The organism is Streptomyces sp. CB02400 (assembly GCF_001905725.1).
GTDB lineage: Bacteria > Actinomycetota > Actinomycetes > Streptomycetales > Streptomycetaceae > Streptomyces > Streptomyces atrovirens.
Genome location: NZ_LIWB01000004.1, coordinates 199,086 through 221,411, shown reverse-complemented (window position 1 = coordinate 221,411; position 22,326 = coordinate 199,086). Strand labels below are relative to the sequence as shown.

General features: G+C 70.1%; 20 protein-coding genes and 4 pseudogenes. 16 read left to right on the top strand and 8 right to left on the bottom strand.

Translation table 11 applies throughout. The features are described from left to right. Window positions 1–68: 68 nt before the first annotated feature. The 3 genes and pseudogenes from tuf (at window position 69) to AMK33_RS11980 (ending at window position 2,584) form a co-directional block, all read left to right on the top strand. On the top strand, window positions 69–1,262 hold the full coding sequence (tuf, locus tag AMK33_RS11990; protein WP_016434619.1) for an elongation factor Tu: 1,194 nt from the start codon (window positions 69–71) through the stop codon (window positions 1,260–1,262). A 200-nt stretch (window positions 1,263–1,462) separates the two neighbouring features. Beyond that, window positions 1,463–2,351: pseudogene (locus AMK33_RS11985) on the top strand (hypothetical protein). Then, window positions 2,351–2,584 carry a hypothetical protein gene (locus AMK33_RS11980; protein ID WP_073932774.1) on the top strand — a complete coding sequence of 78 codons (234 nt, stop codon included), beginning with the start codon at window positions 2,351–2,353 and terminating at the stop codon, window positions 2,582–2,584. The pseudogene AMK33_RS11985 and the gene AMK33_RS11980 overlap by 1 nt, the downstream one beginning before the upstream one ends. A gap of 264 nt (window positions 2,585–2,848) precedes the next feature. Here AMK33_RS11980 and AMK33_RS11975 read toward each other — a convergent pair whose 3' ends face one another. Both AMK33_RS11975 and AMK33_RS11970 read right to left on the bottom strand, forming a co-directional pair. Further along, on the bottom strand, window positions 2,849–4,213 hold the full coding sequence (locus AMK33_RS11975) for an alpha-lytic protease prodomain-containing protein (RefSeq protein WP_079194822.1): 1,365 nt from the start codon (window positions 4,211–4,213) through the stop codon (window positions 2,849–2,851). A 91-nt stretch (window positions 4,214–4,304) separates the two neighbouring features. Further along, entirely contained in the window at window positions 4,305–5,252 is a 948-nt protein-coding gene (locus AMK33_RS11970) for a LysR family transcriptional regulator (protein WP_073932773.1), read from the bottom strand. Window positions 5,253–5,473: 221 nt separating this feature from the next. Here AMK33_RS11970 and AMK33_RS11965 point away from each other — a divergent pair, with 221 nt between their 5' ends. Next, the gene (locus AMK33_RS11965; RefSeq protein WP_073932772.1) at window positions 5,474–6,646 is read left to right on the top strand and encodes an endo-1,4-beta-xylanase; all 1,173 of its coding nucleotides are present in this window, start codon (window positions 5,474–5,476) and stop codon (window positions 6,644–6,646) included. Between the two features lie 59 nt (window positions 6,647–6,705). On the opposite strand, the gene AMK33_RS11960 is transcribed toward AMK33_RS11965, so the two are convergent. Continuing rightward, window positions 6,706–7,506, bottom strand: coding sequence for an SAM-dependent methyltransferase (locus AMK33_RS11960; protein WP_073933042.1), 801 nt, complete (start codon window positions 7,504–7,506; stop codon window positions 6,706–6,708). Between the two features lie 343 nt (window positions 7,507–7,849). Next, window positions 7,850–8,038 (bottom strand): annotated as a pseudogene (locus tag AMK33_RS43760) (helix-turn-helix domain-containing protein); the annotation flags it as partial. Here AMK33_RS43760 and AMK33_RS11950 point away from each other — a divergent pair. Continuing rightward, window positions 8,028–8,363 (top strand): annotated as a pseudogene (locus tag AMK33_RS11950) (transposase); the annotation flags it as partial. The pseudogenes AMK33_RS43760 and AMK33_RS11950 overlap by 11 nt on opposite strands. Before the next feature lie 76 nt (window positions 8,364–8,439). On the opposite strand, the gene AMK33_RS11945 reads toward AMK33_RS11950, so the two are convergent. Next, complete coding sequence (locus tag AMK33_RS11945) at window positions 8,440–8,970, bottom strand: hypothetical protein (RefSeq protein WP_073932771.1); 531 nt, start codon at window positions 8,968–8,970, stop codon at window positions 8,440–8,442. 208 nt (window positions 8,971–9,178) lie between these two features. Here AMK33_RS11945 and AMK33_RS11940 point away from each other — a divergent pair. The 3 genes and pseudogenes from AMK33_RS11940 to AMK33_RS11930 all read left to right on the top strand — a co-directional run. After that, window positions 9,179–9,616 (top strand): annotated as a pseudogene (locus tag AMK33_RS11940) (DUF5753 domain-containing protein); the annotation flags it as partial. Further along, window positions 9,613–9,822 carry a DUF397 domain-containing protein gene (locus tag AMK33_RS11935; RefSeq protein ID WP_073932770.1) on the top strand — a complete coding sequence of 70 codons (210 nt, stop codon included), beginning with the start codon at window positions 9,613–9,615 and terminating at the stop codon, window positions 9,820–9,822. The pseudogene AMK33_RS11940 and the gene AMK33_RS11935, both read left to right, overlap by 4 nt. A 255-nt stretch (window positions 9,823–10,077) precedes the next feature. Continuing rightward, complete coding sequence (locus AMK33_RS11930; protein ID WP_073932769.1) at window positions 10,078–10,515, top strand: hypothetical protein; 438 nt, start codon at window positions 10,078–10,080, stop codon at window positions 10,513–10,515. Between the two features lie 47 nt (window positions 10,516–10,562). On the opposite strand, the gene AMK33_RS11925 is transcribed toward AMK33_RS11930, so the two are convergent. Then, window positions 10,563–11,225 (bottom strand): response regulator, encoded by a 663-nt coding sequence (locus AMK33_RS11925; protein WP_073932768.1) that lies wholly within the window; start codon window positions 11,223–11,225, stop codon window positions 10,563–10,565. Beyond that, on the bottom strand, window positions 11,222–12,439 hold the full coding sequence (locus AMK33_RS11920) for a sensor histidine kinase (RefSeq protein ID WP_073932767.1): 1,218 nt from the start codon (window positions 12,437–12,439) through the stop codon (window positions 11,222–11,224). The genes AMK33_RS11925 and AMK33_RS11920 overlap by 4 nt, the downstream gene beginning before the upstream one ends. 247 nt (window positions 12,440–12,686) lie before the next feature. On the opposite strand from AMK33_RS11920, the gene gdhA reads away from it, so the two are divergent. Beyond that, entirely contained in the window at window positions 12,687–14,045 is a 1,359-nt protein-coding gene (gdhA, locus tag AMK33_RS11915; RefSeq protein WP_073932766.1) for an NADP-specific glutamate dehydrogenase, read from the top strand. Between the two features lie 16 nt (window positions 14,046–14,061). On the opposite strand, the gene AMK33_RS11910 is transcribed toward gdhA, so the two are convergent. Next, the gene (locus AMK33_RS11910; RefSeq protein WP_073932765.1) at window positions 14,062–14,811 is read right to left on the bottom strand and encodes a YqjF family protein; all 750 of its coding nucleotides are present in this window, start codon (window positions 14,809–14,811) and stop codon (window positions 14,062–14,064) included. A gap of 130 nt (window positions 14,812–14,941) precedes the next feature. Between AMK33_RS11910 and AMK33_RS11905 the strand changes: the two genes are divergently transcribed. From AMK33_RS11905 to rpsJ, 7 genes are all read left to right on the top strand, one after another. Next, window positions 14,942–15,274 (top strand): cupin domain-containing protein, encoded by a 333-nt coding sequence (locus tag AMK33_RS11905; protein WP_073932764.1) that lies wholly within the window; start codon window positions 14,942–14,944, stop codon window positions 15,272–15,274. Window positions 15,275–15,812: 538 nt separating this feature from the next. Beyond that, window positions 15,813–16,055 carry a hypothetical protein gene (locus tag AMK33_RS11900; protein ID WP_235618052.1) on the top strand — a complete coding sequence of 81 codons (243 nt, stop codon included), beginning with the start codon at window positions 15,813–15,815 and terminating at the stop codon, window positions 16,053–16,055. Window positions 16,056–16,118: 63 nt separating this feature from the next. Further along, window positions 16,119–18,164, top strand: coding sequence for a hypothetical protein (locus tag AMK33_RS11895; RefSeq protein ID WP_143203823.1), 2,046 nt, complete (start codon window positions 16,119–16,121; stop codon window positions 18,162–18,164). 2 nt (window positions 18,165–18,166) lie between these two features. Then, on the top strand, window positions 18,167–18,700 hold the full coding sequence (locus AMK33_RS42130) for a hypothetical protein (RefSeq protein WP_143203822.1): 534 nt from the start codon (window positions 18,167–18,169) through the stop codon (window positions 18,698–18,700). A 78-nt stretch (window positions 18,701–18,778) separates the two neighbouring features. Next, window positions 18,779–19,969, top strand: a complete 1,191-nt coding sequence (locus AMK33_RS11885; RefSeq protein WP_073932761.1) for an AAA family ATPase — start codon at window positions 18,779–18,781, stop codon at window positions 19,967–19,969. Window positions 19,970–19,977: 8 nt separating this feature from the next. Beyond that, a complete protein-coding gene (locus AMK33_RS11880) occupies window positions 19,978–21,576 on the top strand; it encodes a VWA domain-containing protein (RefSeq protein WP_073932760.1) in 1,599 nt (532 codons plus the stop codon). Window positions 21,577–22,006: 430 nt separating this feature from the next. Continuing rightward, entirely contained in the window at window positions 22,007–22,315 is a 309-nt protein-coding gene (gene rpsJ, locus AMK33_RS11875) for a 30S ribosomal protein S10 (protein ID WP_003948644.1), read from the top strand. Window positions 22,316–22,326: the final 11 nt, after the last annotated feature.

Genomic DNA, 22,326 nt, shown 5'->3' with positions numbered 1-22,326 from the left:
TTTCCCAGCAAAGATCACCTGGCGCCGATGAAGTAAGGCGTACAGAACCACTCCACAGGAGGACCCCAGTGGCGAAGGCGAAGTTCGAGCGGACTAAGCCGCACGTCAACATCGGCACCATCGGTCACATCGACCACGGTAAGACGACCCTCACGGCCGCCATTACCAAGGTGCTGCACGACGCGTACCCGGACCTGAACGAGGCCTCGGCCTTCGACCAGATCGACAAGGCTCCCGAAGAGCGCCAGCGCGGTATCACCATCTCCATCGCGCACGTCGAGTACCAGACCGAGACGCGTCACTACGCCCACGTCGACTGCCCCGGTCACGCGGACTACATCAAGAACATGATCACGGGTGCGGCGCAGATGGACGGCGCCATCCTCGTGGTCGCCGCCACCGACGGCCCGATGCCGCAGACCAAGGAGCACGTGCTCCTGGCCCGCCAGGTCGGCGTTCCGTACATCGTCGTCGCCCTGAACAAGGCCGACATGGTGGACGACGAGGAGATCCTGGAGCTCGTCGAGCTCGAGGTCCGTGAGCTGCTCTCCGAGTACGAGTTCCCGGGCGACGACCTGCCGGTCGTCAAGGTCTCCGCGCTCAAGGCCCTCGAGGGTGACAAGGAGTGGGGCAACTCCGTCCTCGAGCTGATGAAGGCCGTGGACGAGAACATCCCGCAGCCCGAGCGTGACGTCGACAAGCCGTTCCTGATGCCGATCGAGGACGTCTTCACGATCACCGGTCGTGGCACCGTCGTCACCGGTCGTATCGAGCGTGGTGTCCTCAAGGTCAACGAGACCGTCGACATCGTGGGCATCAAGCCGGAGAAGACCACCACCACGGTCACCGGCATCGAGATGTTCCGCAAGCTGCTCGACGAGGGCCAGGCCGGTGAGAACGTCGGTCTGCTGCTCCGTGGCATCAAGCGCGAGGACGTCGAGCGCGGCCAGGTCATCATCAAGCCCGGTTCGGTCACCCCGCACACCGAGTTCGAGGCCCAGGCCTACATCCTGTCGAAGGACGAGGGTGGCCGTCACACCCCCTTCTTCAACAACTACCGCCCGCAGTTCTACTTCCGTACGACGGACGTGACCGGCGTCGTGACCCTCCCCGAGGGCACCGAGATGGTCATGCCGGGTGACAACACCGAGATGAAGGTGGAGCTCATCCAGCCCGTCGCCATGGAGGAGGGCCTGAAGTTCGCCATCCGTGAGGGTGGCCGGACCGTGGGCGCCGGCCAGGTCACCAAGATCAACAAGTGAGCTTGCTGATCTGACCTGGTAGCTCCTGCCGCGAGCACCTGAGAGGGCCCGTACGACTTCGGTCGTGCGGGCCCTTTCGTTTGTGCGGTGCTTGTGCGGGGCTTGTGGGCGTCAACTTCGCCGCCGTAGTGGTCACTCGATCGCGGGAACGGTGGTGCATTTGCGTATGGCACATGCCGTTCCGCCCATAGCTTCGCCTCATGGTCAGCTCATCCCATGAGGCCCTGCACCGGATCTTCCAGCAGGAACCGGGCCTCTTCGCCCGCGTCGCCAGGAACCTCGGCGTCGCCTTCCCCCCCACCCGTGTCCGCCTCCGAACTCTCCACCGACCTTACGGAGACCCGGCCGCTGGAGCGGCGGGTGGACACGTTGCTGCGCATGGACACGGAGGATGGCAGTTTCGTCCTGGCCGTGGAATCGCAGAGCAAGCCGAGCTCGCACAAGCCGGCCAGTTGGGCCTACTACTTGTCCCACGTGTACGCCAAGTACCGCGTCCCGCCGGTACTGCTCGTCGTGTGCCCGGACCGGAAGACGGCGGCCTGGGCAGCCCAGCAGTTCGACATCGGCCCACGCCAGTGGCCCTCGCTCACGCTGCGGCCACTGGTCCTGGGGCCCAACGACCTGCCGGTGATCGACAGCCCTGCCGAAGCGGCTCGTGACATCCCGCTCACGATCCTGTCGGCGGCTCTTCACCGCTGCGAGCCGGAAGCCGATGCCATACTGAATGCGCTGGCAAAGGCACTGAAAGGCCTGTCGGCCGACGACGAGAGCACCGCAGGCACCTTCATCGAACTCATGGAACAAGGCCTCGGCACGACGCAGGCCGCGGATCTCTGGAGGCATCTCATGGCCGTCGACCTCTCGTTCTTCCAGTCGCAGACCGCCCAGCAGCTTCGGGCCGAGGGGGAGGCGAAGGCTCTTCTGCGTCTGCTGGCTCATCGGAGCGTCGAGGTCAGTGAAGGGGACCGGGAGCGGATCGTCGGCTGTGGTGACCCTGACGTACTGGACCTGTGGTTCACGAGGGCCCTCACAGCGACGTCGACGGCGGAGGTCTTCGCGTCGGCCGGTGAGGCGGGGCGCGTGGACTGATGGACCTTTCCTGGTTCCAGTCGCAGACCGCCCAGCAGCTTCGGGCCGAGGGCCGGGCGGAGGGCGAGGCGAAGGCCGTTCTGGTTCTGCTGGGGCACCGGGGTGTCGAGGTCAGCGAGGAGAACCGGGAACGCATCGCAGGCTGCCGGGACCTCGACACACTGCACGTCTGGTTCATCCGGGCCATCACCGCGACGTCGGCGGCCGAAGTCTTCGAGGGCGCGACAGACTGAGCCGGCTCGGTCAGGGTCTCGGCGGCCTCCGGCGCGCTGGGCCCGGCCCTGAGGACCGTCCAGCCGGAAATGGTCCCCCGCAGTGCCGGGCACCCCGGCTGCCTCCTGGCCGGCCCGTAGGACACGCCGGGTAGGTGATCATCCCGCACCGAACGGTGATGTCGCCGTCCTTCGCCTCCCATGGGACCGGCCCCGGGCGCGCGGTCAGGTGCGCGTCCGGGGCCGGTCCGGTCCCCCGTCGGGATGGTCAGGTGCGGGTCGGGGTCAGACGCGCTGCCACAGCGCCGGGACGTTCGACGGCTCCCAGCCGGTCTGGGCCTGGTGGCCCTGGAGGCAGCGGTAGGTGGCGCCGCCGTACGTCACCGTGTCGCCCGGCTGGTAGACGGTGCCCGCGGACCAGGTGCCTCCCGGCTCCTCCTCCCCGGGCGGCTGCTCGTCGTCGCCGGTCGTCTTCAGGGTGAGGCCGTAGTTCTGCAGCAGCGGGTTGAGCGGCTGGAAGAACGTCGTACCGCCGCTGCTGCAGTTGCCCGAGCCGCCCGAGGTGACGCCCTGCGCCTGGCTGCCGGAGATGTACGAGCCGCCCGAGTCACCGGGCTCCGCGCACACCGTGGTCTGGGTCACGCCGGTGATGGTGCCCTCGGGGTAGGTCACGCTGGTGTTCAGCACCTGGATGGTGCCGCAGTGCCAGCCGGTGGTGGAGCCGGAGCGGCAGACCGAGGCGCCGACCGGGGCCTGCGTGGAGCCGGTGACCTGGACGTTCTGGCCGCCCTGGCCCTTCACGTAAGGAGTCGCCGTCCACTGGGAGTTGGTGGCCACCCACGCCATGTCCCGGCCCGGGAAGATCGAGCCCTGGAAGGTGCCCTGGGCCACCCGGTTGTGTCCGCTCGTGCTGCTACCGGTCCGCCCGCAGTGACCGGCGGTGGCGTAGCCCTGCTGGGTGCCCTTGGTGACGGGGAAGCCGATCGAGCAGCGGCCGCTGTTGTTGATGTAGTACGCCTCGCCGCCCCGCAGGTCGTACAGCGCGCGGGGCCGGTCGGCCGACTTCTCGATCCGGGTGAGGGAGTGGTCGATGCCGGCCGCCGACAGGAGGGCGCGGGCGGCGGAGGGGCGTACCGCCTGGACGACCACCGTGTTCGTGCGGACGTCCACGTACCAGACGGGGGCGTCGGTGGTGTCGTTGCGCTGAGCCGCCCGGTCCAGGCGGGACTTGGCCGCGTCCAGGTCGGTCAGGGAGTGGCGTACGACGGTGGCCTTCGCGCCCTGCGCCTCGATGGCCGGGACGTCGCGGGCGTCGGTCGTCGCCACGGTCAGGGTGCCGGATTCGGCGCCGCGCACCCAGGCGCCCGCGAAGTCGGCGCCGAGCGCCGCGCGCAGGCGGCCCGCCGTCGCTCCGGCCTCCGCCTCGTTGGCCAGGCGCCGCTCGGCCTGCGCCCGGTCCAGACCGAGGTCGCGTTCCATGGCCTTGAGGAGGGCGGGCGGGGCGGCGTCCGTGCGCAGCGCCTGCGCCGCCGCCGAGGTGGTCGGCTCCGCGCTCGCGGAGCCGCTGAGCCCGGCCACGAGCAGGGCGGCCGTCGCCGCGGCGGCGGCACCCACGGATCTGGTGCGTCGGGGGAGGTGTCGGTGGAGCATGGGGCAACTCCTCGGTTCGGTGGGGAGGTGCCGAAACCGTAGGGAGGGCCGAGCGGCGGGCGTAAGAGCCCGGCCGGCCCTCCCCCCGGTGTTATGGAACGGGCTGGGCGGCGAGCCACTCCGTATAGCTGTCGCTGCGCGCCGCCACGCCCGCGTGGGCCAGCCGGGCCTGTTCGAGGACGGTGGCGGCGGTCTCCGCCCGCTGTGTCACGGCGTGCCAGCCCAGCAGGTGCCGCCAGGTCAGTGGAGTGCCCGTGAGCGGCCGGGTGGTGATTCCGGGCGTGGTCGGGAAGGTCGCCCGGCACAGCCCGACCGCCCGGCCGACCTGCACCAGGTGGACCAGGGACGAGGTGTCCGTCTCGTACATCCGGCGCGGGGTGAAGCCGGCGCGGGCGCAGGCCGCCGTGAAGCAGTCCCCGAAGCAGCCGTCGCCGGGGACGCAGGCCCACTGCTCGCCGGCCAGCTCGGTCAGGTCCACCTCGCCGGGGTGGGCGAGCGGATGGCCCTCCGGCACCATGACGAACACCGGGTCGACCGCGACCTCCCGCCAGACCAGGCCCTCCGCGCCGGGCGGTTCGGCCGAGCCGCAGGTCCCGGCGAGGGCGAAGTCCAGTCGGCCTTCGACGAGCAGTGCGGCCAGCTCCCGCTCGGACCAGGACGTGCAGGTGGTGACGCGGGCGTCCGGCGTCGCGTCCGCCAGCCGGTCCACCAGGGCGCCCAGCAGCGGACCGTGGGTGCCGCCCAGCCGGAAGCAGGCGGTCGCGCGCGAGGTGCGGGCGAACCGCGCCGCCTCCTGCTGCAGTTCGGTCACCGCGGGCAGCACGATCCGGCTGCGCTCCAGCACGAGTTCGCCCAGCGGGGTCGCCCGTACTCCGTGCCGCCCGCGTTCGAACAGCTCACCGCCCAAGGCGCGTTCGATCCGCTTGAGCTGTGCGCTCAGCGCGGGCTGCGCGAGCCCGAGGGCCGTCGCCGCCCTGGTCAGGCTGCCGGCGTCGGCAATCGCCCGGATCGTCTTCAGATGCCGCAACTCCAGCTCCATGAGGGGAGCTTGCGACGTGATGGGTGCGGGAGCAAGGGGTTGGTACGGACCTGCTGTCCGACCGGTCGTCGGAGCGGACGTGAACTGCGCACGGGTGCGGACATGACCTGCGCACAGGTATTGACGCGCGGCTCCGCCAGAGCTTAGCGTCCGCCCATCCCTAATGTTTCGGATTCAGGTTCGAAACTTTCGAGAATGACGATGGGAATGAGACTCCCCGCATGAGATCCATTCGTTTCGCCACCGTGGCCCTCGCCACCGCCGCCCTGGCCCTGCCGCTCGCGACGGGCTCGGCCGCCGCCGACCCGTCGGCCGGCAAGGAGGCGGCGCCGCACTCCAACGCCAGGTTCGACCGGCTGCGCTCGGCCGCTCCCGAGGGCTTCGTCGTGGGCACCGCCGTGGCAGGCGGCGGCCACCACCTGGAGCAGGACTACCCGGACCCCTTCACGTACGACAGGGAGTACCGGAAGGTCCTGGGGCGCCAGTTCAGCTCGGTCTCCCCCGAGAACCAGATGAAGTGGGACTACATCCACCCCGAGCGGGACCGCTACGACTTCGGACAGGCCGACGCCATCGTCGAGTTCGCCGGGCGCAACAAGCAGGTCGTGCGCGGCCACACCCTGCTGTGGCACAGCCAGAACCCGGCGTGGCTGGAGCAGGGCGACTTCTCCCAGGAGGAGCTGCGCGAGATCCTGCGCGAGCACATCACCACCGTCGTCGGCCGCTACGCCGGCAAGATCCAGCAGTGGGACGTCGCCAACGAGATCTTCGACGACCAGGGCAAGCTGCGCACCCAGGACAACATCTGGATCCGCGAGCTGGGACCGGGCATCGTCGCCGACGCCTTCCGGTGGGCCCACGAGGCCGACCCGAAGGCCAAGCTGTTCTTCAACGACTACAACGTCGAGGGCGTCAACGCCAAGAGCGACGCCTACTACGCGCTCATCCAGGACCTGCTGGAGCAGGGCGTACCCGTGGACGGCTTCTCCGTGCAGGGGCACCTGAGCACGCGGTACGGCTTCCCGGGCGACCTGGAGGACAACCTGCGCCGGTTCGACGCGCTCGGCCTGGAGACCGCCGTCACCGAACTGGACGTCCGCATGGACCTGCCGGAGAGCGGTGTGCCCACCGAGGCGCAGGAGCAGAAGCAGGCCGACTACTACCAGCGGACGCTCGAGGCCTGCCTGGCCGTCGACGGCTGCAACTCGTTCACCATCTGGGGCTTCACCGACAAGTACTCATGGGTGCCGGTGTTCTTCGAGGGCGAGGGCTTCGCGAACGTCATGACCGACGACTACAAGCGCAAGCCCGCCTTCTACGCCCTGCGGGACACGCTGAAGGAGGCGGCCCGGGAGGACGACTGCAAGAAGGGCCACAAGCACCGGAAGGGCTGAGAACGCCCGGCGGGGCCGCCCCTGACAGGGGCGGCCCCGCCGTCTTGCTCCGCGAGGGCTCACACCTTGCGGGCCACCGCCACGTACGCCCCGCTGTGGACGCCCTCCTGCCCGGGAACCGGCTCACCGAGCTCCGGGTGCCACTCCTCGGCCGCCACGATGCCGGGGGCGACGATCTCCAGCCCCTCGAAGAAGCGGGTGAACCGGTCCCGGCTGCGCATGTCCATGGTGAGCCCGCCCGCCCGGTACAGGTCGGTCACCTTCTTCGACGCCTCCTCCGGGTGGAAGTCGGGCGTGAGGTGCGACATGACCAGGTAACTTCCCGGCGCCAGCGCGTCCTTGAGCCGCTCCACCAGCTCGTACGCCCCGTCCCCGTCGCCGATGAAGTGCAGCAGCGCGATCAGGGAGAGCGCGACCGGCCGCTCGAAGTCCAGTGTCCCGCGGGCCCGTTCGACGATCGCGGCGGTGTCACGGGCGTCCGCCTGCACGTAGTCGACGACCCCCTCGGGAGTGCCGCGCAGCAGCGCCTCGGCGTGGACCAGGACGATCGGGTCGTTGTCGCAGTACACGACCCGCGCGTCGGCGGCGATCCCCTGAGCGACCTGGTGCAGGTTCGGCTCCGTCGGGATACCCGTCCCGATGTCGAGGAACTGCCGCACACCCTGGCCGGCCGTCCAGCGGGTGGCACGGTGCATGAACGCCCGGTTCATCCGCGCCATGACCGGGATACCCGGCGCGAACCCCACGAGCTGCCTGCCCAGCGCCTCGTCCACCGGGTAGTTGTCCTTGCCGCCGAGGAACCAGTCGTACATCCGCGCGGGATGCGGCTTGCCGGTGTCGATCCGCGGGGGAGCGTGCATGCCGGAGTTCTGCTGATCCACGTCGATTCCCCTTGTCGCACGGGCAGTTGACCTTTTCGGTCGTGATCGACACGATAACCGGCCCTTGGTCGACCCGATGCGCCGGGCACCCGTCGCCCTGCCGCCCCGGGACACCTACCGGGCTCCAGGACGGCGTTGAACTCCCGTGTCACCGGTGGTCAAGGTACGAGGGTCACCAGCCCAGGTAGGTGATCTGGACGATGCAGACGCGTTCGCTGCGTACGACGACCTGGTAGGTGAACATCCCGCCGCAGACGGTGATGTCGCCGCCCTTCGGGTCGTCCCCGCCGTGCGCGCGAACGTCACGGTGTCCTTCCTCCGCTCAGTGAGTGGGTGAGGCGGCTGTGCGGCGGGCGCGGCAGTGGGTTTCGGTTTCGGGGGCGCGGAAGGCGTGGTCGCAGCCGTCGCAGTTGCGCAGCCGGTGGTGGGCCGGTGGTGGGGTGGCCGGGGCGCGGTACGGGGGTGGGGGTGGCAGTTGCGCCGCCAGGCGGTGGGCGAGGAGGGCGGCGGGGCTGGGCGAGGGTACCGCCTTCGCGACCAAGCCGGAGCTGGCCCGCACGGTGATCGAGCGGTTTCTGGACGCCGGGCACCGCATTGGCTGGGTGACCGGCGACGAGGTCTACGGCGGCAACCCGAAACTGCGGGCGGCCCTGGAGGAACGTGGCCTGGGCTATGTCCTCGCGGTGGCCTGCTCGGCCGATGTGACCACCGGTGCAGGAAAGTTCCGCGCCGACGCGCTGGCCAGGAAACTCCCGCAGCGGGCCCGGCAGAAACTGTCCGCCCGACGCGGCGCGAAGGGGCACCGCTACTACGACCGGGCCGTCATCGACCTCACCTACCGGCGGCAAGCCGCAATTCAGGCATGAATGATCTCTCGCTGCGAAGGTCGAGCGTTCTCACCGAAGACTGGGATCAGGTCCGGCGGCGTCGGTAGTACGCATACGTGAGGACCAGAAGCAGTGGACCCCACAGGTTCATCAGCCCGCTCATCGCCATCGCGAGGACATCCCAGCCCTCGTCGTACGGCCAGGCCGCCGTGCCGGCGGTAGCGGCTTCGTACAGCCAGTGGATGCAGAGCGCGGTGAGGAAGAGGCCGCCTAGGGTTGCGGGGATGATCGCGGCGGCCGGCGGGACGCGTCGCCCGCCCAGCCTCGGCACCCAGTGGGGAACGACCTCACCCCAGCGGCGGACCAATCCGAAGCTGAGCAGCGCGAGGATTTCGGTGAGGATCGTCAGCCCGATGACGTAAGGGGCGTTGTACCAGGCAGGGGGCATGGGCTCTCCGCCCATGCCGTACCCGAAGCCAATCGGTAATCGCCAGATGCCGACGGGCAGTACGACCAGAGGGATGGCGTGCGCGACGCGCTCTGCCCAGGCGGGCACGCTGTGCTGTGCGGGGCCCGTCGCTTCGGAGTCCGGGTGGGAGTGCCTTGTCGTCGTCATGCATCCACCCTGCCGTGAGGCACGGCGACGCGGATCAACTCGGAGGCCGGCCTTGTCCCGCCCCGCGTCCGCCCCGCGGTGGAGCAAGGTCAGCCTCCGAGATGATGAGGGTGGAGTTTCGCGACTCGGGGTCGCGACGAACCTGCACACCAGGCAGCCCACTTCGGGGGCGTCGAAGAGTCGATCGCCCAGAAGTCGTTATCGATGGCAGCCGCCGTACTCGGAGGAGGAGGCGGAGCGTCTGGTCGCTGCTCGCATGGCGCGCAAGTCGATCTTCGAACGGTCTCCTGCTCCGGCTCTCAGCTTCGTCCTGGAAGAGGCCACGCCGCGTCGACCTGTTGGAGGCACAATGGTGTGGCGACAGCAGCTCGAACACCTGCTGGAGGTGGGGCGGTTGCGTAACGTCACGTTGCAGGTGATGCCTACCAGCGCGGGGGGTCACCCTGGGCTGGACGGCAGGATCGAGGTGCTGAAGTTCGCCGACGGTACGGCGGCAGGTCGTTCCGACGGCGCGTTCAGCGGTCGGCCGACTTTCGATCCGAAGCAGCTAAGGATCCTTGAGCTGCGGTATGGGGCGATCCGGGCGCAGGCTCTCACCCCTCGGGAGTCGCTGGCCTTCATCGAGCAAGTGCTGGGAGAGACATGATCCGCGAGGCTTCTGCCGGGGACGCTGCTGAACTGGTCTGGTTCAAGAGCAGCTACAGCGACGGCCCCGATGGCAACTCCTGCGGGGAGATCGCGATAGCACCCCGCACCGTCCACGTCCGTGACTCCAAGAACCTGGGCGGTCCTCGACTCGCGGTCACCCAGGGCGCGTGGGCGGACTTCGTGACGTACGCCTCGGAGCGCTGACACCCCGACACCACGCGCCCCACGCCCGGTTGTCGCCGGGAGTGGGGCGCGTCGGCGTGCGGGGCCCCGGGGGCGGTGTCAACCACAGGCATACGGCGGAGAGCGCACGGTGGCCGGCGTATCTCAGGTCTGGGCCGGACGACGGGCCGGTGCGGCGCTCGTAGTGTCATGCGCAGGTCGAACGACGACCTGTCAGCGTGAGGCCGTCGCGGCAAGGAACGCGGCGGCCGACGACACCGAAATGGGGGATGCACCATGAACTTCCGTGCCATTGCCGCCCGTGCGGCGTTCACCACCACGGCGGTCGCCGCCGCGACGATGCTGTTCGGCGCCCAGGCCGCCGTCGCCGCCACGAACGACAGCTTCGCGGTGGGCACGACGAGCGGCGGATGCGGCGTGGTCAACTTCGTCGACTACGGTGCGGGCGCCCCGGGCGGCGGCAACAACGACGACTACCTCGTCATCCACGACTACTGCGGGGACGGCAAGGGCGTCAGGGCGTACGCCTGGATCGGCAGCACATACCTCGGGGCCAAGAACAACACCAACGGGCTGGCCGGCTCCGCCGTCGTCTGGGATCCCTTCGGCAACGTCACCGGTGGTCAGAAGGTGGGCATCAAGGTGTGCCTCTTCGACAGCAACAACACGCTCAGTCGGTGCGCCGAGGCGTCGCGGGTGAGCGCGGACGGCTGAGGCCGAACACGTGGCGCACCACCAAGGGGGAGTGGTGCGCCACGCGGTCACCGGGCCTGTCCGGGGACGACCAGCCCGCTCTCGTACGCCATGACGACCGCCTGGGCGCGGCTGTTGAGGGAGAGCTTGCCCATGATCCGGTACAGGTGCGTCTTGACCGTGCCCTCGGTGACGTGCAGCTGCTGGGCGATGGCCTCGTTGTCGATGCCCAGGCCGACCAGCCGCAGGACCTCCCTCTCCCGTGCGGTCAGCTCCGACACCGCCTCCAGCTCGACCGTCGAGGCGGACTGCCGGGTATAGGCCTCCACCAGGCGTCGGGTCACGGCCGGGGCGAAGAGCATCTCGCCGCGGGTCACGACCTCGACCGCCTCGACGAGCCGCCGCGGCGACGTGTCCTTGAGCAGGAAGCCGCTGGCGCCGGCGCGTAACGCCGCGTACACGTACTCGTCCACGTCGAAGGTCGTCAGCACGATCACATGGGGCGGGTCCGGTGCCTTCTCCAGGATCTCCTCGGTGGCGGTGATGCCGCTCATGCCCGGCAGCCGGATGTCCATCAGGACCACGTCCCACCGCTCGCGGCACGCCGCCTCGACGGCCGCCTCGCCGTCGGAGATCTCCCGCACGTCGGTGATGTCCGGCGCCGTCCGGAGCAGGGAGGCCAGGCCGGCTCTGACGAGCTCCTGGTCGTCCACCACCAGTACGCGTGTCATGGTCCTTGCCCCTCCGACTCCTCCGGGCGCGCACGACGGGACGCGTGCAGCGGGAGGACCACTTCGACCTCGAACCCGCCTCCGTCGTGGGGTGCTGCGGACAGGTGTCCACCGCAGATCCTGGCCCGTTCACGCATGCCGATCAAGCCGAGTCCCGAGCCGGGGACGGTTTCAGGTCGCTCGCCTGTGCGAGCGCGGCCGTCCGGGCCGCCGTCGTTCCGGACCATGAGGACGACCTCGTCCGGGGTGTAGTCGAGGGTGAGGGCCACCCGTGCGCCGGGGGCGTGCTTGATGACGTTGGTGAGCGCCTCCTGGGCGACCCGGTAGACGCACACGTCGACCACGGGCGGCAGGGGGACCGGCTCACCCGCTGCCGTGAACCGTATGTCCAGGCCGGCCGCGGTGGCACTGCTGACCAGCTCGGGCAGCCGGTCGAGGCGGGGCGCCGCCTCGTACGGGGCCTCCTGCCCGTCGTCGTCGGACTGGACGCGCAGAACGGTGAGCAGGCGCCGCAACTCGTCGAGCGCGCCGCGCCCGGTCTCCGCGACGGCCCGCAGGGCGCTGCGGGCCGCCGGGGCGTCCGAGGTGAGCACCGTCTCCGCGAGCCCGGCCTGAATGGTGATCACCGACATGTGGTGGGCCACCACATCGTGCAGTTCCCTCGCGATCGCCATGCGTTCCAGCGTGACGGCGTTGCGGGCGCGTGCCTCCTGCTCGGCCACCAGGTCCGCGGTGACGACGCGGAGCCTGGCGTTGGCGCGGACGAGGAGATAGCGGGTATGGCCGAAGGCGATGGCCACCACGGGGACGAGGACGGCCTGGGCGGCCACCAGCGCGGGGTGCAGCCGACCGGTGAGGCCGCTCAGCGCCATGACCGCGGCCACGGGGACGCTCCCGGCCCAGGCGACGGGGAGCGGACGGCATCCGGCCAGACTGAGCAGGCCGACGACCGGCGTCCAGACGTTCACGGACGGCTGGTAGCCGCAGCCGAGATAGACGGCGTACGCGCCCGCCGACGCCAGCACCGTCGAAACCGGCAGCCGTCGTCGTAACGCCAGGGGCAGCGCGGTCAGGCAGGCCAGGACGTAGCCGAGTCCGTCGAACGCGTGCCAGCCGGGCGGCCGGTAGTAGGCGCCCGCGAGGCAGCCGACCGCCGCGAAACCGAGGGCGACGACGGCGTCGGTCGGCGACGGCCGTGAGCGAGACAGGGTCATCGCGGGATGCTACGGCCGGCGGAGGTGATCGGACACCGGTCCGCCGTCCCGTTTTCCGCATGCCAAGTCTCAAATAGCGGACAATCGGGCGAGCTTCTTGCCGTTCCGGTTTACACAGAGGTAACACTGGAAAGCTGGCCGCCTTGGGCAACGTCCCCCAACCGGCCGCTTTCCTGCGCGCGGCAACGGCGCCGAGCGCCCATCACCGGTTTCCATACCGGTGTCAGCCGCGCCAGAAAGGGACCTCGTGACCTCACGACCCGACCCCAAGACCTCGCTCGACCTGCTGCGCGCCGAGATAGAGCGCCGTAACCCGGCGGAGCCCGAGTTCCACCAGGCAGCGCGCGAGGTGCTGGAGACCCTCGCCCCGGTGCTCACGGCGCGCCCCGAGTACGCCGAGCCGGGGCTCGTCGCGCGGCTGGTCGAGCCGGAGCGGCAGATCATGTTCCGGGTGCCGTGGCAGGACGACCAGGGCCGGGTCCACGTCAACCGGGGCTTCCGGATCGAATACAACAGCGCCCTCGGCCCCTACAAGGGCGGCCTGCGCTTCCACCCCTCCGTGAACCTCGGAATCATCAAGTTCCTGGGCTTCGAGCAGATCTTCAAGAACGCCCTGACCGGTCTCGGCATCGGCGGCGGCAAGGGCGGCAGCGACTTCGACCCGCAGGGCCGCAGCGACGCCGAGGTCATGCGCTTCTGCCAGTCCTTCATGACCGAGCTGTACCGGCACATCGGCGAGTACACCGACATCCCGGCCGGTGACATCGGCGTCGGCGCCCGCGAGATCGGCTACCTGTTCGGCCAGTACCGGCGGATCACCAACCGCTGGGAGGGCGGCGTGCTCACCGGCAAGAGCGCCGGCTGGGGCGGCTCGCTGATCCGCCCGGAGGCGACCGGATACGGCAACGTGCTGTTCGCGGAGGCCATGCTGCGCGCCCGCGGCGAGGACCTGGAGGGGCAGACCGCGGTCGTCTCCGGCTCCGGCAACGTCGCGATCTACACCATCCAGAAGCTGACCGCCCTCGGCGCCAACCCGGTGACCTGCTCCGACTCCAGCGGCTACGTCGTCGACGAGAAGGGCATCGACCTGGAGCTGCTGCGCCAGATCAAGGAGGTCGAGCGCGGCCGGGTGAGCGACTACGCGGAGCGCCGGGGCGCCTCCGCGCGGTTCGTGCCCGGCGGGCGGGTCTGGGAGGTCCCGGCGGACGTCGCCCTGCCGTCGGCGACCCAGAACGAACTGAACGCCGTCGACGCCGACGCCCTCATCCGCAACGGCGTGAAGGCGGTCTCCGAGGGCGCGAACATGCCGACCACGCCGGAGGCCGTGCAGCTCTTCCAGCGGGCCGGTGTCGCCTTCGGCCCCGGCAAGGCGGCCAACGCGGGCGGTGTCGCGGTCAGCGCGCTGGAGATGACGCAGAACGCGTCGCGTACGTCGTGGAAGGCCGACCAGGTCGAGAACGAGCTGGCCCGCATCATGACCGACATCCACACCACCTGCGCGGAGACCGCCGAGCGCTACGGCGCCCCCGGCGACTACGTGACCGGCGCGAACATCGCCGGCTTCGAGCGGGTGGCGGACGCGATGCTCGCGCAGGGCGTCATCTGACGCATACGTCGAGGCATCACGGAGTGGGGATGCCGGCCGGACGGGCCGGGCGTCCGAAGCGGGCGGGGACGCCCGGTGAGTACAGCACGCTCACCGGCTCCCCGGCCGGTCCCGGCAGCCCGGCCGCGGTGACCAGGTCCTCCTCGCACTCCAGCAGCTCGGCCCGGTGCAGGGGCCAGCGCGGATGCGCGTTGGGCAGGTACGTCGACCGCCCGAAGAAGGCGCCGTGCATGCCCCAGCGGGCGGTCAGGAAGTGCTCCAGCTCGGTCGGCTCCGCGATCAGCTCGCCCCTGCGCACGGTGATACGGCCACCGGCGCCCCGCGGTCCGGGCCAGCGCCGGGAAGCGGTGTACGTCACCGTGCCGCCGTCGAGGTGCTCCACGCGCATCCGGGACCAGAGGTACGGCATCCGGAACCCCAGCCGGCCGACCGCCACCGGGATCAGCCGGGAGGCGTCCAGGGAGAGGAAGACGACCCCGCGCCGCCCGTGCGCGTCCACCGAGTACAGGCGGACGTTGGTCTCCGGGAAGTTCCCGAGATAGGGGACACCGGGCAGCCGCAGCCACCCCACCCTGTGCATCCGGAACGCGACGAGGCCGACGTACGTGACCCCGTCCAGGGTGTCCGGCACGGTGCCCGGCGGCAGCAGCGGGGCCACGTCGGCCGGGTCCACCGCCCAGTGGACGAACGTCAGGTCCAGCCACGACTGGGTGAGCAGCGGACGCGCGATCGCCTCCGGCGGGTCGGGCGTGATCGGCTGCGGCACCGTGCCAGTATCGCGGAGGGCGCCGGCAGTCGTACGGCAGCACGAGTGAACGTGGCGGACGCCACGGACACCACGATGTACCCCACATGGCCCTGGTGACCGTCAAGGGCCCTCGGGAAAGCTCGGTGCCATGCAGAAGCTCTCCCTCGACGCCCTCGCCCGCGAACACCTGGAACGCGCCGCCGCCTCCTCCAACGGCCGCAGCGCCACCACCGTCCACGGCGGCCATGAGCACACCCTGCGCCAGACCCTCCTCGCGCTGACCGCCGGCACGTCCCTCGCCGAGCACGACAGTCCCGGCGAGGCCACCCTGCTGGTCCTGCGCGGACGCGTCCGCCTCACCAGTGGTGACACCGACCGGGAGGGCCGCACCGGGGACCTCATCGTCATCCCTCCCGCCCGGCACGGCCTGGAGGCACTGGAGGACGCGGCGGTGCTCCTCACGGTCGCCAAACAGGGCTAGGCCCTCACTTCTCCGGTTCTCCGGTACCGGCTTCTGCGCCGTTCTCAGACCGGCAGGACGTCCGTGGCGGCGGACGCGTCACCGGGTACCCGACGACGACCGCTGCCGCCCCGGCCGCAATGAGTGGCAGACAGCCCGTGAGGTGGCTTGCCGTGCCGGGCAGGGCGCAGCCGACCACGGCGGTGCAGAGGACGACCGGCAGCAGACGGACGCCCGGCGACGTACCGCACAGGCCGGTCAGGCACGGTGTCACGTTCCGTGATTCCGCGATACCGTAGCGTTTGCGACGGCGATCACGCCTCTGACACCGGTGTGGTCGCGCGGGAGGGCCACCGGAACGGGGAGGACGGTTCGTGGCGACGGGCACCGCTGAAACGGAGCAGACGGTCGGGACGGGGCCGAACCGGCTCCCGGCGGAGCGGGGCGGGGGAGCGTCGACGGGCGGTCGGAAGGACCTGGCCTCGTCGCCCGCGCAGAAGAAGGCCGCCGCGAGGGTGATCGAGGAGCACATCGAACCCGACACGGCGAAAGCCGGACGATGGGCGGACGAGGACACCGGCACAGCGCGGTCAAGGCGTCCCGGGCGGAGGCCGGGGACGGCTGGGCCACATCGACGGCGCTGAAGAAGGCCCACGAGGCCTGGGGCGGGCAGGTGGAGAACCCGAAGGACCGGCTCGACGCGGAGAAGGGCGCGCTGCGCAGCGCCAACACCGTGCTGCGGGGCACGGATCTCGCGATGGGCGCCGAAGCCAGGCGGACCTCCCCGCCCGACCGCTGTTGACCGCAGACGACGAGCCCTGCCGAGACACCCCGGGGGACCGAGATGCCGACCTACCACGAGATCATGACCACGGACCTCGGCGCACTCACCGCGGCTGCCGAACGATGGGACGGCATGGCAGGTGAGTTCGCCGAGCAGGAGAAGGCCTACCGCCGGGACGTGCACGGCATCTCCATGGACACCGGCTGGGCGGGACTGAGCGCCGACGCGGCCAACAGGCGTTTCGACATCACCCTCCAGCAGTTCCAGTACGCGCAGACGGAGGCCAAGGCGGTGGCCGCGCTGCTGCGTGACGCGTACACGCAGTTCGTCGAATTGCGCGGCCGACTGAAGTCGGCCCGGCAGGACGCCGTCGACGCGGGCATGAAAGTGTCCGAGAGCGGACGTGTGAGCTTCGACATCGAGCGATTACCGGAGGAGTCACGCAGGGCGGTGCGCCAGGATCCGGGATACCTGGAGGCCGTCCAGTCGTGGCAGGAGCGCATCGACAAGGCGGTGCGGGACGTCACGGACGCGGACACGGGCGTCCGGATCGCCCTGCAGGCCGTCGTGACCGACTCCAGTGCCATCGCCGGCGGCAAGGGCTTCAACGGCGAAGCGAAGGGCGACATCGAGAAGTACGAGGGTGAGGCGGCCGAGGAGGCACTGGAGCGGCTCCGCAAGGGCGAGCGCCTGTCCGACGAGGAACTCGCCGAGCTCGAGCGGACGTTCCGCGACAACGACGACGACCCCGCGTTCTCCCGCACGCTCCTGGACGGCCTGGGCGCCGAGGGCACCATCAGGCTGACGAACGAGCTGAACGACCTCATCCACGTATGGGGTGACGGCCGCGTGGACCACTACACGAAGATCGAGACAGGCCTGGCCCATGCCCTCGCCTCGGCGACCCGGGACACCGGCTCGTCGTGGTACGAGGGCTGGCGCGAGGACATGCGGGAGGCGGGTGTGGCACGCTACGGCACCGACGCCCAGGGCGCCCGCCTCGACAAGGCGGTCGGCTACCAGTCACTGGTCACCCTCATGCAGAAGGGCGAGGGGTACGCGCCGGACATGCTCGGGCACCTGACCGACGACATGATCGCGGCCGAGAAGAAGGCCCCGGGCATCTGGCGCCTGAAGCACGAGTACAGCGGAGAGCGGGGCGGCTGGTTCGCCAACGACCCGGTGGACGGCATGCTCGGCCTCATGAGCCGGAACCCCGCGGCGGCGGCGGACTATCTCAGCTCCGACGACCACATGAAGTACCTCATGAAGGAGCGGGACTGGGAGGTCACCCTGCACGAGCGGGAGGGGATGAAGGTGACCACGTACACACGCGGTGTGGACGGTGACAGCCGCGCGGGCTTCGGCGCCGCCCTGCAGGCCGCGGCGACCGGTATTGACCCGTCGGACGAGAACGCCCGCTACGTCGAGCACACCGAACAGAACGAGGCGGTTCTCAGGTCGGCCCTGACGACTCTGGCCGGCCAGGGCGACGACTTCCCGCCGTCCCTGCGGGAGCCCGTGGCCAACATTCTCGTCAACCACGGGGACACCGTGCACAGGGCGATGAGTGAGGTCGCCGTCGCAGGAGCCCCCCTGGACCAGACCGATCTCTTCGAGGTCACCAAGCAGATCTCCAAGGACCAGGACGCCTACGGCACGCTGAACGGCGGGCTGAACCAGGCGATGGTCACGGACTTCCATGCCGACACCCGGCCCGACTCGACGGAGTCCCTAGTACGTGCCGGGCGGACAGTGGGTTTCCTGGAGGAGGCACGCACCCAGGCACAAGGCGATCCCGAGGTTGCGGAATTCGCGGCCAAGTCACTCATCGACGAAGCGATCAGTTATATCCCTGTGGTCAGTGACAAGGTGCAGCAAGGATTCGATTACGTCACGGGCATGTGGCTGGAGGACGAGCAGAAGAGGATCGACGATCAGAGAGTCGAGAGCAACATCGAGGTTGCCGAATCGAGAAACAGGCAACTCATGGCGCTTGTGGACGAATGGAAGGATGCGCGCGAAGGCGAATTCGATGGCGCCTACGATGCGCAGAACACCATCGACACGGCAGCCGGCCGGGGTGAAGCAAAGGGCAGGGATGTGTCCGGGGTGGAGCCGAAGTGAGAGTGGGCAGCCTGACGAGACGGACCGCAGCCCTCGGCCTGATCCTCACCTGCCTCGTAGTGTCCTGCGGGCGAGGTGACAAGCCCCAGCCTCCTGAGAAGATCTGTGGTACGCCGGTCGATTGGGAACTCGCCGAACCGCTTGTCGAGTCTGCGGAAGATCTTCATGAGTACAGCCGGGTGGACCGTTCGAAAGCGATATCCGCCCCGTGTACGCTTTTCTCCGGTGATGACCGAGAGATGGAGTTCAACTTCTACTGGACCTCGGACGCGCCCGGATTGGCTCAACGGTCAGAATTCGATCCAGTGCTCGAAGGCGTCTCACAGTTCCGCAAAGCGGACATCGGCGACGAGGCGGTCATCGGCAGAAATGGTGCCATCGTGAGTGTCTCATGCATCACTGATCGCGGGCGATATTTCACGCTCAAGTTGCACTTGCCGCAGGCGAGCATCCTGGACGAAGCCAACCGTGCAAAAGTGGAGAAGTTCATGCGCGCCTACTTCCCCGCCGCGGTGAAGACGCTGGACTGCCGCTGAGCCGTCCGGTCGTCGGACCGGACGTACGGCATCGTGGACCGAGGGCCGCGGGGCGTACGCGAGGAAAGGGGAGGGGCCATGGGCGCGGAGGACACGGCCGGGAGGCTGCGGGCGATCGGTGACGAGTTGTCGGAGCGGTTCTACGAACGCGCCGACGTCGTACGGACGTTGCTGGTGACCCTGCTGGCCGGACAGCACTCGCTGCTGCTCGGACCGCCCGGAACGGCGAAGTCCGAGATGGCGCGGGAGCTCACGGGCCGGATCGAGGGCGCCGCCTACTGGGAGATCCTGCTGTCGAAGTTCACCGCGCCGACGCGGATGTTCGGCCCCATCGACGTCGCCGCGCTCGCCCGGGGCGAGTACCGCCAGGTCTACGAAGGCCGCGCCACCACCGCCCACGTCGCGTTCATCGACGAGATCTTCAAATGCTCCACGGCGGCCCTGAACGAGACCCTGGGCTACCTCAACGAGCGGATCTACCACCCCGAGAACGGCGGCGAACCGATCCGCTGCCCCCTCATCGGGGCCATCACCGCCAGCAACGAACTCCCCGGTGGGGAGGACTCGGCCGCGATCTACGACCGGCTGCTGGTGCGGATCGAGGTCGGCTACCTGGAGGACCCCTCGAACTTCGCCGCGCTCGTCCGCTCCGCCGTCCACCGCCCGGCCGCCCCGGCCCGGACGACCATCGAGCTGACCGCGCTGCGGCACGCCGTGACCGAGGCCGTCCCGGCCGTGGACGTCCCCGACGCGATCGTCGACGCGGTGTGCACACTGCGGGCCGCCCTGCGCCGCAAGGAACTCGTCGCCTCCGACCGCCGCTGGCGGCAGGCGGTGGGCCTGCTCCAGGCCTCCGCGTACCTCGACGGCCGTACGACGGTCGCCGAGACCGACCTGCCGGTGCTGACCCATGTGCTGTGGGACTCCCCGGCCCAGCGCCCGACCGTCGAACGCGAGGTGCTGCACCTGGTCAACCCCGACGCCAAGGAGGCGCTCGACCTGGCCGACACCATCGAGGAGCTGGAGGCCCAGCTCGACGCCATGGCCGGGCAGTCCCGCGAGGCGCTGAGCGAGTGGGTCATCAAGAAGGCGCACCACCAGCTCGCCACGGCGGGCAGACGGCTGGAGAGGCTGAGGGCCGAAGCGGTGGGCGCCGGCCGCTCGACCACCGCCATCGACCGGGTCGCCGGCCGCCAGCGCGCCGTCCGCGCCCGCGTCCTCACCGAGGCCCTCGGCGTGGACGCGAGCACGGTGCAGGCGCAGCTCTGAGCGGCGCCATGGACGAGCTCGCGACCAGGGCCGGGGCATGGCTCGCCCGGACCGCCTCCGCCTCCCCCCTCGAACGGCACACCGGCGCCGTGATCGCGGACCGGTTCGACCGCGTCACCTGGCACGACACCTACGAGCAGTCGGCCGCACTGCGCGAGCTGGCGGCGGAGCTGGGCGACCGCCACGGCCACCACACCGCCGACCTCCTCACCGACGTGTTCCTCGCCGCGTACAAGGCCGGCCCCCGGCTGCGCGAACCGGCCGCGATGGACCCCTCCCGGCTGGTCAACCACCAGATCATGACCGCGCTGATGGAGTCACCGGAGTCCGTCGGGCTGCGCCGGGAGACGGCCGGCGACCCCTACGCCGCCGCCATGGCCGTACTCGCCCAGGCCGGCGCGCTGCGCGGGCTGCTGGAGCGCGCCCGGGACGCTCAGGAGCGGGGCGAGCGGGCGAAGCGGGCCCAGCGGGCCGCCGCAGCGGCGGAGGCCGCCGTGGACGAGACGCTCCAGGAGGCCGCCGAGGAGGCCGACGAGGCCGGCGCCGCGCAGGCCGCCGACGCCGTACGCCGGGCGATCGAGGCCGCCGAAGCGGCCGAGGCGGCCGAGGCCGCGGCACGGCAGGCCGCCCTGGCCGCCGCGACGGCCGTCCCCGGAATCCGCGCCACCGCACGCGGCGCGACGGCGAAGGCCGCGGAGACCGTCCGGCAGGAGGCCGCGCTGATGCGGGCGTGGGGAGTCGGATCCGGCGAACTGGAGCGGATGCCGTTCGCCGAGCGTGCCCGCCTCGCCGAACGGCTGCGCACCGGCCGCCTCGCCCGGTGGGCCGACCTGATCGGCCGGTTCCGGCAGATGGCCGACGGCGAGCGCGCCCGCAGGGTGGAGAACGCCACCGGGGAGCTGGTCGGCGTCACCCTCGGCGACGACCTCTCCCGCGTCATCCCCTCCGAACTGGCCCACCTCGGCCTGCCCGAACTGCGCGCGGTGTTCGCCGCCCGCTACGCCGCCGGGGAACTGATGCTCTACGACAGCCAGGGCGAGCAGACCACCGGCCGGGGCGCGATCATCGCCTGCGTGGACACCTCGCACTCCATGTACGAGGAGGGGCCCGACGGGATCACCCGGGAGGCCTGGTCCAAGGCGTGCGCCCTGGCCCTGCTCGACCAGGCCCGCGCCGCGGGACGCGACTTCGTCGGCATCCTGTTCTCCGCCCCCGGCAGACTCCAGGTCTTCCGCTTCCCGGCGGACGAGCCGGCCCCCGTCGACCGGACCGTCGACTTCGCCGAGACCTTCCTCGGCGGCGGCACCAGCTACCAGACCCCGCTGTCGGCGGCGGGCGAGCTGCTGGAGGCGGAATTCGACGACACCGCCCGCATGCGCGGCGACATCGTGATGATCACCGACGACGACTGCGGCGTCACCGAGCAGTGGACGCGTGCCTGGAACGACACCAGGCGCCGGCTGGGCTTCCGGGTCTTCGGCCTGGTCATCGGCGCCCCACGCGCCGCCGCGGCCGACTCGGTCCTTCAGGCCCTGTGCGACAACCTCCGCCTCGTCGAGGACCTCACCGACGTCCACACCACCGCCGACCTCTTCCGCGTGATCTGACCGGCGGGGCGGGTGCGCGTTTGATTCCCGTCACCTCCGGGGTAATCTCTTCCGCCCGATTGGCCAGCCCCGGTCCCCGTATGGCAAACTGTCGGAGTTGCTCGGTCGAGTGTTGATGCTGCGCGCCTCCCGCCGGGAGGACCGGAAGCGAGTCCCACAGTACTCGTCGTCCCACGTATTACATCGAAAGGTGTAGGGGCGGACGTACGGGAATCTTTCGGGAAGCGGGGCGCGGCACCGGCCAGGCGCCCGGTGGGTCTTTCGCCCCCGGTCCGCGGTTCTGGTAGGGCCGTGTCAATCCCGCGGGGATGTTCGAACAAGGGACATTCATGTCAGCGGGAGTGCGACACGCCCGACCGCGTGGGTCGGAGGACGAAACCTGGAACATCGGGTTCCGGAGCGTAAAGAGAGACAGGACTACGAAGTAGCCATGGCGGGACAGAAGATCCGCATCCGGCTCAAGGCCTACGACCACGAGGTCATCGACTCCTCGGCGAAGAAGATCGTCGAGACGGTGACCCGCACTGGTGCGTCGGTCGCGGGCCCGGTGCCGCTGCCCACTGAGAAGAACGTGTACTGCGTCATCAAGTCGCCGCACAAGTACAAGGACTCGCGCGAGCACTTCGAGATGCGCACGCACAAGCGCCTGATCGACATCCTCGACCCGACCCCCAAGACCGTTGACTCTCTGATGCGACTCGACCTCCCGGCCGGTGTCGACATCGAGATCAAGCTCTGAAGGCCGGTGAT